Source organism: Micromonospora sp. RHAY321 (assembly GCF_023896955.1).
In the GTDB taxonomy this organism is placed as follows: domain Bacteria; phylum Actinomycetota; class Actinomycetes; order Mycobacteriales; family Micromonosporaceae; genus Micromonospora.
Window position 1 is genome coordinate 62,543 of record NZ_JAMHIW010000023.1, and the last position, 12,479, is coordinate 75,021.

The 12,479-nt window shown below is 73.5% G+C and carries 13 protein-coding genes and 2 tRNA genes; 12 read left to right on the forward strand and 3 right to left on the reverse strand.

Annotated features, from left to right (window positions below; genetic code table 11):
• Positions 1 to 9: 9 nt before the first annotated feature.
• Positions 10 to 948, reverse strand: coding sequence for an endonuclease/exonuclease/phosphatase family protein (locus M8C17_RS29720; RefSeq protein WP_252419905.1), 939 nt, complete (start codon positions 946 to 948; stop codon positions 10 to 12).
• Between the two features lie 390 nt (positions 949 to 1,338).
• On the opposite strand from M8C17_RS29720, the gene M8C17_RS29725 reads away from it, so the two are divergent.
• From M8C17_RS29725 to M8C17_RS29765, 9 genes are all read left to right on the forward strand, one after another.
• Positions 1,339 to 1,839 carry a hypothetical protein gene (locus M8C17_RS29725; RefSeq protein WP_252419891.1) on the forward strand — a complete coding sequence of 167 codons (501 nt, stop codon included), beginning with the start codon at positions 1,339 to 1,341 and terminating at the stop codon, positions 1,837 to 1,839.
• Between the two features lie 225 nt (positions 1,840 to 2,064).
• Positions 2,065 to 3,114: a MoxR family ATPase gene (locus tag M8C17_RS29730; RefSeq protein WP_252419892.1), complete on the forward strand. Its 1,050-nt coding sequence runs from the start codon at positions 2,065 to 2,067 to the stop codon at positions 3,112 to 3,114.
• Positions 3,111 to 4,124, forward strand: a complete 1,014-nt coding sequence (locus M8C17_RS29735) for a DUF58 domain-containing protein (RefSeq protein ID WP_252419893.1) — start codon at positions 3,111 to 3,113, stop codon at positions 4,122 to 4,124. The genes M8C17_RS29730 and M8C17_RS29735 overlap by 4 nt, the downstream gene beginning before the upstream one ends.
• Entirely contained in the window at positions 4,121 to 5,080 is a 960-nt protein-coding gene (locus M8C17_RS29740) for a VWA domain-containing protein (RefSeq protein ID WP_252419894.1), read from the forward strand. Before M8C17_RS29735 ends, M8C17_RS29740 begins: the two co-directional genes overlap by 4 nt.
• A gap of 36 nt (positions 5,081 to 5,116) precedes the next feature.
• The gene (locus M8C17_RS29745; RefSeq protein ID WP_252419895.1) at positions 5,117 to 5,977 is read left to right on the forward strand and encodes a S1C family serine protease; all 861 of its coding nucleotides are present in this window, start codon (positions 5,117 to 5,119) and stop codon (positions 5,975 to 5,977) included.
• Positions 5,978 to 6,087: 110 nt separating this feature from the next.
• A complete protein-coding gene (locus M8C17_RS29750; RefSeq protein WP_252419896.1) occupies positions 6,088 to 6,384 on the forward strand; it encodes a hypothetical protein in 297 nt (98 codons plus the stop codon).
• A gap of 34 nt (positions 6,385 to 6,418) precedes the next feature.
• Positions 6,419 to 6,844 carry an alternative ribosome rescue aminoacyl-tRNA hydrolase ArfB gene (arfB, locus tag M8C17_RS29755; RefSeq protein ID WP_252419897.1) on the forward strand — a complete coding sequence of 142 codons (426 nt, stop codon included), beginning with the start codon at positions 6,419 to 6,421 and terminating at the stop codon, positions 6,842 to 6,844.
• A 114-nt stretch (positions 6,845 to 6,958) separates the two neighbouring features.
• Complete coding sequence (locus M8C17_RS29760; RefSeq protein WP_252419898.1) at positions 6,959 to 7,957, forward strand: aldo/keto reductase; 999 nt, start codon at positions 6,959 to 6,961, stop codon at positions 7,955 to 7,957.
• Positions 7,958 to 8,030: 73 nt separating this feature from the next.
• Positions 8,031 to 8,627, forward strand: coding sequence for a TetR family transcriptional regulator (locus tag M8C17_RS29765; RefSeq protein WP_252419899.1), 597 nt, complete (start codon positions 8,031 to 8,033; stop codon positions 8,625 to 8,627).
• Between the two features lie 15 nt (positions 8,628 to 8,642).
• Here the strand turns inward: M8C17_RS29765 and M8C17_RS29770 are convergent, their stop codons facing one another.
• Together M8C17_RS29770 and M8C17_RS29775 are read right to left on the reverse strand one after the other, a co-directional pair.
• Positions 8,643 to 9,509, reverse strand: a complete 867-nt coding sequence (locus M8C17_RS29770) for a 3-methyladenine DNA glycosylase (RefSeq protein WP_252419900.1) — start codon at positions 9,507 to 9,509, stop codon at positions 8,643 to 8,645.
• A 34-nt stretch (positions 9,510 to 9,543) separates the two neighbouring features.
• On the reverse strand, positions 9,544 to 10,956 hold the full coding sequence (locus M8C17_RS29775; protein WP_252419901.1) for a hypothetical protein: 1,413 nt from the start codon (positions 10,954 to 10,956) through the stop codon (positions 9,544 to 9,546).
• 174 nt (positions 10,957 to 11,130) lie between these two features.
• On the opposite strand from M8C17_RS29775, the gene M8C17_RS29780 reads away from it, so the two are divergent.
• The 3 genes from M8C17_RS29780 (at position 11,131) to M8C17_RS29790 (ending at position 12,321) form a co-directional block, all read left to right on the forward strand.
• Positions 11,131 to 11,934, forward strand: coding sequence for a fumarylacetoacetate hydrolase family protein (locus M8C17_RS29780; RefSeq protein ID WP_252419902.1), 804 nt, complete (start codon positions 11,131 to 11,133; stop codon positions 11,932 to 11,934).
• Positions 11,935 to 12,042: 108 nt separating this feature from the next.
• Positions 12,043 to 12,114: transfer RNA gene (locus tag M8C17_RS29785), tRNA-Gln, on the forward strand.
• Between the two features lie 134 nt (positions 12,115 to 12,248).
• Positions 12,249 to 12,321: transfer RNA gene (locus tag M8C17_RS29790), tRNA-Glu, on the forward strand.
• The last annotated feature ends 158 nt before the right edge of the window (positions 12,322 to 12,479 follow it).

The following is a 12,479-nucleotide window of genomic DNA, read 5'->3' on the forward strand; positions in this document are numbered from 1 at the left end:
GCGCTCGGGTCAGCCGGCCGGCAGGCCGACCGTGGCCAGGACGGGGCGGTGGTCGGTGTCGGGCAGGGCGAGCACCGTGACGGAGCGGACGGCGATGCGCCGGTCGACCAGCACGTGGTCGATGGTGACCGGGGGGATGAGATCGCCGTCGTAGGGGCCCCACGTGCCGGTCAGCCCCTCCCCGGCGGCGTCGGCGGCGTCGACGTAGCCGGTGCGCAGCAGGGCCCGTAGCGGGCCGTGGTCGAGGGTGGCGTTGAAGTCCCCGGCGAGGATCCGCAGGCCACCGTCCGGGGTGGCCGGTGGCTGTGCGACCAGGTCGGCGCGCCAGGCGTCGACCTGGTCCAGCGCGTACGGCGCCGAGGGGTGGACGGACTCGACGCGTACCGGTGGAGCCCCGGGGACGGCCAGCGTTCCGTACGCCTGGCTGAAGCCCCACCCGCCGCGGTTGTGCCGGACGCCGGGGTCGGTGATGGGCCACCGCGAGTAGAGCCCGGACCCGGGCGTGCCGGTCGCCGGGTTGAGCTGTCGGTGGGGCAGCAGCTGGTCGAGGCCCAGTCGATCCAGGGCGGCCTGCGCGTCCGGGGTGAACTCCTGCACGGTGAGCACGTCCACCCGGTGCCGCCGGACCAGCTCGACCAACGACCGCGCGTCGGCCGAGCCGGCGAGCAGGTTGGCGGTGAGCAGACGCACGGTGGGCCCGGCCACCGTCGGCTGCGGGGCGGCCAGCGCCCGGGGTGTCACCACGCCGAGCAGCGCCACCGTGGCCAACGCCGCGACCGCCGCCGGCCACCAGCGCCGGAGGGCGAGGGTGAGGGCCAGTGCCAGCACGCTCCAGCCCGCGACGTACGGCGTGAAGGCGAGCGCCTGGACCAGCGGCCCCCGGTCCAGGCCGGCCAGTCGGGCGACGGCCCAGGCGGCGGTCGGGACGACCGCCGCCCAGGAGAGCACCGTACGGAGCCGGTCGGGGCGCCGGATCGGCGCGGGCGGAGCGTCGATGATCACGGCAATAGCCTAGCGGAACAACTCTCGCCATTTCGTGAATGGTGATGGGCTCACATTTCACTATTATCTGACGGCTGACCGACAGCCCGACAAAGTGAGATCAACTATTGACGCTCGGCTTTTTCCAATGCTACGTTCCACCTGGCCCAAACGACGCAACTCTGAGTAGTAATCCCAGCTCAGGGCCGGAGCTAGATCGTCGAGAATCGACCTCACCAGGTGCGCGTGAGAGTGCTTCTTCCGGTTTGATTGCGGTCGTCCACCCATTTATAGGCAGTCATCCGTCCCGCCCTGCGGGTCGGCCGAATCCGCACGGTCACACAAGGGGGACCTGTCATGAAAACATCCTTCCGACGCAAGGCGGCAGCCGTCGCATTCGCCGTCCTGGCGCTCAGCCTGGCCGGTGGGGGTATCGCCGTCGCCCAGCCGTCGGCGAAGGCGCCGGACGCTGCCCAGCCGGCTGCGCGCGGCACGAACGCCCAGCCGCCGGTGACGGCGGAGTCCGCCCGCAAGGCGAAGGCCGCGCTGCAGGCCAACTCGACGCTCCTCGCCAGCACCAACATCATCGTCGTCAACGCCAACGGCACCAGGGCGCGCGGCGTCGGCACAGTGATCAAGTACGGCCCGGGCCAGTACGAGGTCCAGGTCGGCTACACCGTCACCTCCGGTGTCTTCGTGGCCACCATCGGTCGCGGGGACGCGTGCTGCGTTCCGTCGGGAGGCGAGATCTCCGTCGCGCCGCGCCTGAGCACGCCGAACGCGGTCTTCGTCCAGACCCGCAACTCGGCCGGTACACCGACCGACCTGGGCTTCCACCTGGTCATCCACACCCCCTGACAGCACGGGTGCCGGCCCCTGGTGGGCCGGCACCCGATCGTCGAGCGAAGCCGCCGGCCCGGCCGGCGGCTTCGTCGTGCACCCGGTCTGCCGCTCATCGCGTAGCTCGTGCCGTCTCGGGACGTTGTCCCCTGATCGGGCACTTCATCCCGAGCGAGGCCACCTCGGCGACTTCGGCGCCGATAATCCGACGTTTGCCGGCTGCCGCCCCGGGAAGCAAGCACCGTGACGGACATCTCGGACACCCTGGCCAGCATGCCCAGCTCGGTCGATCCCGAGCAGAGCGGCGTCGAGCTGGAACAGACCCTCTTCGAGGTCAAACGCGTGATCGTGGGGCAGGATCGGCTCGTCGAGCGCCTGCTCACCGCCCTGGTCGCCAACGGGCACTGCCTCCTGGAGGGGGTCCCCGGCGTGGCCAAGACACTGGCCGCGCAGACCCTCGCCACCGTGGTCGGCGGCACCTTCTCCCGGATCCAGTTCACCCCGGACCTGGTCCCCTCCGACATCGTCGGCACCAGGATCTACCGGGCCTCCCAGGAGACCTTCGACGTCGAGCTCGGCCCGATCATGGCCAACCTGGTGCTGGCCGACGAGATCAACCGCGCGCCGGCCAAGGTCCAGTCGGCCTTGCTGGAGGCGATGGCGGAGCGGCAGGTCTCCATCGGCGGGCGCAGCTGGCCCGTCCCGGCGCCGTTCCTGGTGCTGGCCACCCAGAACCCCATCGAGTCCGAGGGGGTCTACCAGCTCCCGGAGGCGCAGCGCGACCGGTTCCTGATGAAGGTGGTCGTGGACTACCCGAGCGACGCCGACGAGCTGGCCATCCTCTACCGGATGAGCACCGACCGGCCCAGCCCGCGCCGGGTGCTCGACGCGCAACGGCTGCTGGACCTCCAGGCCCGGGCGGAGCGGGTCTTCGTCCACCACGCGCTCGCCGAGTACGTGGTCCGGCTCATCCTCGCCACCCGTGATCCGGGCCGGTTCGGACTGCCGGAGATCGCGCCGCTGCTGGCGTACGGGGCCAGCCCCCGGGCCACCCTCGGCCTGGTCGCGGCCGCCCGGGCACAGGCCCTGCTGCGCGGGCGGGAGTACGTGCTGCCCGAGGACGTCCGGGAACTGGCGGTGGACGTCCTCGCCCACCGGCTGGTGCTCTCCTTCGACGCCGTGGCCGACGGCGTGTCGGCCGAGAGCGTGGTCCGCCGGCTGGTGGAGGCGGTGCCGCCGCCCCGGCTGGCCACCGGGCACCCGCAGCAGACCCAGGACCTGGCCGCGGCATGAGGCGCACGAGCACCGGGCCGGCGGACCCCGGCCTGGCCGAGCTGGCTCCGGACCAGCGGCTGCGCCGCCTGGAGCTGACCGTCACCCGCAGGCTCAACGGCCTGCTGCACGGCCAGTACCGCGGCCTGCTGCCCGGGCCGGGCAGCGAGCCAGCCGGCAGTCGGGAGTACCGGCCGGGTGAGGACGAGGTCCGCCGGATGGACTGGGCCGTGACGGCCCGCACCGCCGTGCCGCACGTCCGGCAGGTGGACGCCGACCGTGAACTGACCACCTGGATGCTGGTCGACTCCAGCGCCAGCATGGAGTTCGGCACCGCCGAGCTGGACAAGCGGGAGCTGGCAGTCGCGGCCGTCGCCGCGGTGGGCTTCCTCACCGCCGGTGTCGGCAACCGGCTCGGCGCTCAGGTGCTGCGCGCCGACGGGGTGCGCCGCTTCCCGGCCCGCAGCGGGCGTACCCACCTGCTCGGCCTGCTCCGCGCGCTGCTGGCCGCTCCGCGCGCCACCGGGCCGGGCGACGGGCCGGGGCGAGCGCCGTCGGTCGGGGCACCGGAGCTGACCGACGGGCTGGCCGCCCTGCACCGGGTCGCCAACCGGCGCGGCCTGGTCGTGGTGGTCTCCGACTTCCTCGACGGCCTGCCCGACGACCCCGACCAGCCGCCGCCCTGGGAACGGACCCTGCGCCGGCTGTCCGTCCGGCACCAGGTGCTGGCGATCGAGGTGACCGACCCGCGCGAGCTGGAGCTGCCGGACGTCGGCCTGATCACCCTGGTCGACCCGGAGACCGGCCGCCGCCGGGAGGTGTGCACATCGGACCGTCGGCTGCGGGAGCGGTACGCCGCGGCCGCCGCCGCCCAGCGGGAGCAGGTCCGCCAGGCACTGCGCCGCAGCGCGGCCACCCACCTGGCGCTGCGCACCGACCGGGACTGGAGCGCCGACATCGTGCGGCACGTGCACGCCCAGCGCCGGCTGGCCGCCGCGCCGGTCGGCGCCGTCCGGGGAGGTGCCGCGTGACCTGGCAGTCGCCGCTGCGACTCTGGCTGCTGCTCGGCGTGCTCGCACTGGTCGTCGCGTACCTGGTGATGCAGCGGAGCCGCAGCCGGTACGCGGTCCGCTTCACCAACCTGCGGCTGCTGGACCGGGTGGCGCCGGAGCGGCCGGCCTGGCGTCGGCACGTACCGGCCGGGCTGTTCCTGGCCATGCTGGCGCTGCTCGTGGTCGGCTTCGCCCGGCCCACCGCCGAGGTCCAGGTGCCCCGGGAACGCGCCACGGTGATGGTGGCGGTGGACGTGTCCACCTCCATGCTCGCCACCGACGTGGACCCGGACCGGCTGGCGGCGGCCAAGCAGGCGGCCCGGCGCTTCGTCGAGAGCCTGCCCGACGAGTTCAACGTGGGTCTGGTCGCGTTTGCCGGCAGCGCCGCCGTGCTGGTGCCGCCCGGCACCGACCGCGACGCCCTGGACGAGGGGATCGACCGGCTCGTCGAGGGGGCGACGGGGGTGCAGGGCACCGCCATCGGCGAGGCCATCAACACCTCACTCGGTGCCGTCAAGGCCCTGGACAGCCAGGCCGCGAAGGAGCCGCCGCCGGCCCGGATCATCCTGCTCTCCGACGGGGCGAACACGTCCGGAATGGACCCGATGGAGGCGGCGGCGGACGCGGTGGCCGCGAAGGTGCCGGTGCACGCCATCTCCTTCGGCACCCCGTCCGGCTTCGTGGACCGGGGCGGACGGCCGATCCAGGTGCCGGTCGACGGGCAGACCCTCAAGGCGGTCGCCGACGAGACCGGCGGGATGTTCCACGAGGCCGGCAGCAGCGAGGAACTGCGGGCCGTCTACGACGACATCGGCAGTTCCGTCGGCTACCGCACCGAGCGGCAGGACATCTCGGCCCGGTTCATCGGCCTCGGACTGGTCTTCGCGATGGGCGCCGCCGCCGGCTCGATGCGCTGGTTCTCCCGGCTGCCCTGACCCGCCGCGCAACGACCTCGACCGGAAGGAGTACGCATGGCAGTGCAGACCGGACTGGGCGAACCGCGCGGTCCCTGGTTCATCTCGCCGGAACTCGACCCGGACGGGCGCGGGTGGTGGGACGCGCCCGGTTCGGGCCGGGAACCCGGTGGGCGGCGGCCGGGCCGACTGCTCGCCGCGCTCGCCGTGGTGGCGCTCTCCGCCGTCTCGGGGGCCGTGGCCGGTGGCGTGGTGGCCAGCCGGGACGGCGTCCCGGGGGAGGCCGCCGCGTCGGCCGCCCCGGTGCCAGCCGAACTGGTGACCGCCGCCCAGCGGACCGTGCCCGGGGTGGTGTCGGTGCTGGCCGGCGGCACCAACGGCGGCTCCGCGACCGGCTCCGGGTTCGCCGTGGACGACGAGCAGCACCTGATCACCAACGACCACATCCTGGCCAAGGGTGGCGGCGGACCGGTGACGGTGGAACTGCCCGACGGCCGCCGGTTCGCCGCCGAGGTGGTCGGCCGGGAACCGCGCAGCGACCTGGCGGTGCTGAAGGTGCCTCCGTCGGCCGGGCTGGCCCCGTTGCCGCTGGCGAAGCCGGGCGCGACGCGGGTCGGTGAGCCGGTGCTCGCGGTGGGCTCGCCGCTCGGTCTGTCGGGAACGGTCACCGCGGGCATCGTCAGCGCCCTGGACCGGCAGGTGCGGTTGGGCAACAACCGGCACAGCGCCGTGCAGACCGACGCCTCCATCAACCCCGGCAACTCGGGCGGACCGCTGGTCAACGCTCGCGGAGAGGTGGTCGGGGTGAACACCGCGATCGCCACCATCGACGGCAACGGATCGATCGGCATCGGCTTCGCCATTCCGATCGACCAGGTGCAGCAGACCGCCGACACGATCATCGGCAAGGGTGGCTGAGCTGCCCGGACGGCCGGAAGGAGGGCCCTGGGATCACCAGCGGTGTCGGATATCCGGCCCGAGAGCATCGGGCCATGGAAATATCACTCTGTATATGGATACTGGCGGAGGTGGAGCGTCCTCTTCTCACGGTCCTCCTGCTGGTGGGCCTGGTCATCGGATGTGCAGTGGGGTCGGCGTACGCCCGCGCGCGGCGTGGGTGGAGTGACTACCAGACCGTCAAGAAATCGGTGCCGGGTGCCCGCCGTGGCGCCTGGCTCCTGATCCGGGGGGTCGCGACCAAGGCCGGCGTGATCGCGCTGCTGCTGGTCGGCGCGGTGGCGTACGCCGCGGTCGGCTCCGACGACGAGACCGCCGGCCCGGCACCCAGTCCGTCGGTGACGCAGAGTGAACCGCCGCACCGCTGACCCCCGGAGCGCCGGTGCGGGTTAGCCTCGGGGCGTGGACGACGGACTGCGGGTGACCGACCGGTGGGTCGTCCCTGCCGGAGAGCTGCGGGAGCGTTTCTCCCGCTCGTCCGGGCCGGGTGGGCAGGGCGTCAACACCGCCGACTCGCGGGTGGAACTGAGCTACGACCTCGCCAACTCGCCGGCCGTGCCCGAGTCGGTCCGGTCGCGGGCGCTGGCCCGGCTGGCCAACCGCCTGGTGGACGGGGTGCTGACGATCGCGGCCAGCGAGCACCGGGCGCAGCTGGCCAACCGCGAGGCCGCGCGCGAGCGGATGCTCGCCCTGCTGCGGGAGGCCGCGTCGCCCCCGCCGCCGCCGCGGCGGCCGACCCGCCCCTCGCGGGGCGCCAAGGAGCGCCGGCTGGCCGAGAAGAAGCGTCAGTCGCAGCGCAAGCGCGACCGTCGGGCCGACGGCGAGTAAAAGAGCGGCACCCACCCCTCTTTCGGCGGACCCTTCGACTATCGAGTGACAGAATCTGGCATCTGTCAGCCCAAGGATGTACGCTCAACGGGTCACCCCAGGAGAGGAAGACCCATGGACACCCGCAACCTCGGCACCACCGGCCCCACCGTCTCCGCGCTCGGGCTCGGCCTGATGGGCATGTCCGACCTCTACGGCGCCGCCGACGAGGCCGAGAGCATCGCCACCATCCACGCCGCGCTCGACGCCGGCATCACCCTGCTGGACACCGGCGACTTCTACGGGATGGGCCACAACGAGATGCTGCTGCGCGACGCGCTGCGCGGCCGCAACCGGGACGACGCCGTCATCAGCGTCAAGTTCGGCGCGCTGCGCGACGTCGAGGGCGGCTGGAACGGCATCGACCTCCGACCCGCCGCCATCAAGAACTTCCTGGCGTACACCCTGCGCCGGCTCGGCACCGACCACGTGGACATCTACCGCCCCGCCCGGCTCTCGCCGGACGTGCCGGTGGAGGACGTGGTGGGCACCATCGCCGAGCTGGTCAAGGCCGGCCACGTCCGGCACATCGGCCTGTCCGAGGTGAGCGCCGAGACGCTGCGCCGGGCGCACGCCGTGCACCCGATCACCGACCTCCAGATCGAGTACTCGCTGATCTCCCGCGACCCCGAGGCCGAGATCCTGCCCACGGCCCGTGAGCTGGGCGTCGGGGTCACCGCCTACGGCGTCCTGTCCCGTGGCCTGATCAGCGGCCACTGGACGGCGCAGCGGGAGACCGCCGGCACCGACTTCCGCAGCCACCTGCCCCGGTTCGCCGGCGCCAACCTGGACCGCAACCTGGCCCTGGTGGACGCCCTGCGCGCCATCGCCGAGACGCGGGGCGTCACCGTGGCCCAGATCGCCATCGCCTGGGTGCTCACCCGGGGCGACAACATCGTGCCCCTGATCGGCGCCCGTCGCCGGGAGCGGCTCACCGAGGCGCTGGGCGCCGCGGCGGTCACGCTGACCGAGGCGGACCTGGCCGCGATCGAGGCCGCGGTCCCGGCGGGTGCGGCCGCTGGCGCCCGCTACGACGAGGCGCAGATGGCACACCTGGACAGCGAGCGGGCATGACCGCCCGGCCGTGGCGCGACCGCCGGCCGGGGGCCGCGCCACGGCCGTCCGCGCCGTCAGGGAGGCTGGAGGAATGAGCGACGCCACCGCCCTGACGGCCGACCGCATCCTCGACACCGCCGAGGAGGTGCTGCGCCGGTACGGGCCGGCCAAGGCCACCGTGCTGGACGTCGCCCGCGCGCTGGGTGTCAGCCACGGCAGCGTCTACCGGCACTTCGCCAGCAAGGCGGCGCTGCGCGAGGCGGTCGCCGAACGCTGGCTGGCCCGGGTCTCCACCCCGCTGATCGAGGTGGCCACCGGCCCCGGCCCGGCACCGCAGCGGCTGCGCCGGTGGCTGGCCGAGCTGAGCGGCACCAAGCGCCGGATGGCCCGGGAGGACCCGGAGCTGTTCGACAACTTCCACCAGCTCGCCACGCTCTCCGAGGGCGCGGTCGCCAACCACCTGGAGGTCCTCGCCGGTCAGCTCAGCCTGATCGTCGCCGACGGGGTGGCGGCCGGCGAGTTCACCGTGCCCGACCCGGCGGTGGCCGGCCGGGCGCTGTTGCAGGCAACCGCCCGGTTCCACCACCCGGCGCACCGCGCCGAGTGGAGCGAGCCGGGCCTCGACGACGACATGGCGGCGGTCGTCGCGCTGCTCATCGACGGCCTGCGTACCCGCCCCGGGAGCTGACCCGGGCGCTGCCGGTCAGGCCGGGACGGCCGCGAGCAGCCGGTCGCGCAGCACCGCGGCCCGGTCGGCGAACCCGCGCTGCGCGGCGGCGTACTCCGCCCGACCCTCCGGCGTCTCCACCCGCACCGGCGGATGACCGAGCGCCGCCAGGTCGTACGGGCTGGCCCGCATGTCCAGCGTGCGGATCTCCCGGGCCAGCGCGAAGGCGTCGGCCACCAGCTCCGAGCTGACCAGCGGGGAGAGCTTGTACGCCCACTTGTACAGATCCATGTTGGCGTGCAGGCAGCCCGGCTGCTCGTTCGCGTGCTGGGTCTCCCGCGTCGGGGTGAGCAGGTTCAACGGCCGGGCCGGTGCCGTGAAGAACCGGAACGCGTCGAAGTGGCTGCACCGTACGCCCCGCTCCTCGACGACGGCCGCGGTCCGCTCCGGGTCCAGCCGCAGCGGCCAGGCGTTGTGCCGCAGCTCCTCGCGGGTCTGCCGGTAGACCATCGCCCACTCGTGCATCCCGAAGCAGCCGAAGTGCGGCGCCCGCCCGGCGGTGGCCGCCAGCAGCGAACGGATCCAGCCGATCGACTCGCCGCGGCGCGCGCGTACCGCCTCGGTGTCGAGGGTGACCCCGGCGTCGGTGGCGTGGTAGTCCCGCCCGAACTCGGCGGGATCCGCACCGCGCAGCTCGACTCCGGCGCCCGGGTGCCAGCGACGCAGCTGGGCCGGACGGTGCGAGTAGTAGGTGAACAGGAAATCGGCCACCGGGTGCCGCTCGCCGCGGTGCCGGCGGGCCAGGTGCGGGGCCAGCCAGACGTCCACCCGCTCCTCGTGGGCCCGGCGGCGGGCCTGCCAGTCCGCCACGTCGAGCACGGCGGGGGCGAGGGCGGCGGTCACGCACCCCAGGGTACGACCGCCGCCCGCCCCTCGGTCAGGGCATGTCCACCCGGACGCCGGCGGAGAACACCCCGCTGCGCAACTCCAACTGCCGGGGCGGATCCCGCCCGTCGACGGTGAAGACCAGCGGGAGCACCACCCGACTGCCAGCGGCCACCGGATCGGCGAAGACGTCCCGACCCAGGTTCGCCGCCCTCGTGGCCGACTCGTCGGCGCTGACCCAGCGCCCCCCGGGCAGGTAGGCCCGCTGCAGCTGGCCGTGCCACGGCTGGTGGTCGCCCGTGAGATTGCGCACGCCCACCGTGGCCTGGCAGCGTCGGCCTGCGGCGGGAGCCGCACCACCGTCGGCCGGTCGGGCGGCGCCGGCCGCACCGCACGACATCCCGTACACGGTGAACTCGAACGCCGACTCCCGCAGCGGCACACCCAGCGGACCGGAGACCCCGGTGCCCATCCACGCGCCGCTGGTCGGCTGCTTCTGGGTGTCGATCGCCGCGACCCGCCGGGTCGCCGTCCAGCCCGCCGCGCCGAGCACCCCGGCCAGCACGACCACGGCCGCTCCCACCAGCAACCAGACCGGCGGGGTACGCCGCCGCCCAGCCGGGCTCGGCGCGGCCGGGCGCGGGTAGATCGTCCCGCGTCCACCGTCGGGTCCACCGTCGGCGGCCAGGGCGGCGGCCGTCACCCGACGCCCGCGCCGCCGTCGCCACACCAGGGCCAGACCGGCGACGATCAGCAGCAGGACGGCCCCGCCGGCCAGCAGCACCGGGATCCGCCGCCAGGGCGGCGCCTCGGTGACCTCGGCGGCGGGTGTCGCGGCCCCCTGCCAGGTGGCCGTGGCGCAGTCGTACGGCCGGCTGCCGTCACTGGTGAAGGCGCAGGCCGGCGCGGTCAGCGCCTGACCGGGCGCGGTCGCGGTGAGCGCGGTGCCCAGCGTGGTGGTGCTGTGCGCGGGCAGCCTCAACCGCCAGGTCACCTCGGCGGTGGATCCGCCGGCACGGGTGGAACGGCCGCCCGCGGTGATCGAGGTGGCCGACGAGCCGGGTGGCAGCTCCTGGCGCACGGTGGTGTCGACCGGCGAGTTGCCCACGTTGCGCACGTGGATCCGGTACCGCGGCGCGGGGCTGCTCTCCGGGGCGACCGCCACCGTGACCGGCGGCGCGGGCGTCGACGCCGGTGTCCTGGGGGGCGGTGCCACCGCCGGCGGCGCCGAGGGTGGGGTGGGCGGCGTGGTCGCCGAGGGCGCCCGTGCTGCCACCGCCACCGGTGGCGGCGTGGCCGCTGCCGGTCGGGCCGTGGCCGCTGATGGTTGTGGCGTTACGGCCGGTGGTCGTGGCGCGGCCGCCGCCTCCGGGGCCGCCGCCGGCAGGGCCGGTACGGCGGCGAGGATGCCGAGGCAGTGCACGAACACTGCGAGGGCTCTGTGGTGTCGTGTCGATGCAGGCATACGAACGAACCTCCGGAGCCGACGCTAGGGGTGCCCTCCCTCCGTGCGGGTACGAAGTCGGGAAGCCGGCCCCGGCCGTCGTCGCCTCGGGTAGGGTGGCCCGCCCTGACGGGTTGAGCACACCTGGCAGCCCGTCCTGGCCGGCAGGCCCGTCGACGGGGCTAGATTGACCAGGTGCGTATCGCTCGTTTCGCTCATGCCAAGGGAATGTCGTTCGGGGTCGTCGAGGGCGAGCCGGAGGCCGGGCCGCAGGGCCTGACCATCGCCGAGATCGAGGGCCACCCGTTCGGCCAACTGTCCTTCAGTGGGGCCCGCTGGGCCCTCTCCGACGTCCGACTGCTCTCGCCGATCCTGCCCAGCAAGGTGGTCTGCGTCGGTCGCAACTACGCCGACCACGCCGCCGAGCACGGCAACGAGGTGCCCAAGGAGCCGTTGCTCTTCCTCAAGCCGTCCACCTCGGTGATCGGCCCCCGGGACGCCATCCGGCTGCCGATCTTCTCCAAGCAGGTCGAGCACGAGGCGGAACTCGCGGTGGTGATCGGGGCGCCGGGAGCGCGCCGGGCCGACCGGGCCGCCGCCGAGCGGGCCATCTTCGGCTACACCTGCGCCAACGACGTCACCGCGCGGGACCTCCAGCGCTCGGACGGACAGTGGACCCGGGCCAAGGGCTTCGACTCGTTCTGCCCGATCGGTCCGTGGATCACCACCGGGCTGGACGTCTCCGACCTGGAGATCCGGTGTGAGGTGGGCCGCAACCCGGAGGAGATGGAGGTCCGCCAGCTCGGCCGGACGAAGGACATGGTCTTCGACGTCCCGGGCCTGGTGTCGTACATCTCGCACGTGATGACTCTGCTGCCCGGTGACGTGGTGCTGACCGGCACGCCGGCGGGGGTTAGCCCGCTCGTCGAGGGGGATACCGTCACCGTGCGGATCGAGGGGATCGGCGAGCTCAGCAACACGGTGGTCCCCGTCGCCTGATCCGTTCGATGCCCCTGTTTCCGCAGCTCGCAGGCGGTTCGGGGGGATCGGATTTGGCCTGCCGGCACCGGGAGGGTAAAGTTCACTCCCGGCGCCGCAAGGGGCCAATGGGGTATGGGGTAATTGGCAGCCCGACTGATTCTGGTTCAGTTAGTCTAGGTTCGAGTCCTGGTACCCCAGCGCAGCTGGGATTCGCGAGAATCCCGGACGCTGGATTCTGACGGAGTTCGACTCCGCCCCTCCGGGGGCGGAGAGTGGTCTTCGGTAGAGTGCAGCTCCTCCGCCCGCGAGGGTGGGGGAGCAGAACTAGTTCTGGCCCCGTCGTCTAGTGGCCCAGGACGCCGCCCTCTCAAGGCGGTAGCGCCGGTTCGAATCCGGTCGGGGCTACATCTGTGCACAGCCCGTCTCACCTGGTGAGGCGGGCTGTTTCGTGTCCCGCCCCCGGCCCCGCACCCCGTGCCGACCGCTCAGGACGGTGCCGCTAGACTACAAGCCGCACCGCTCGCGAGAGCGGTGAAGCAGGAAAGTTCTGGCCCCGTCGTCTA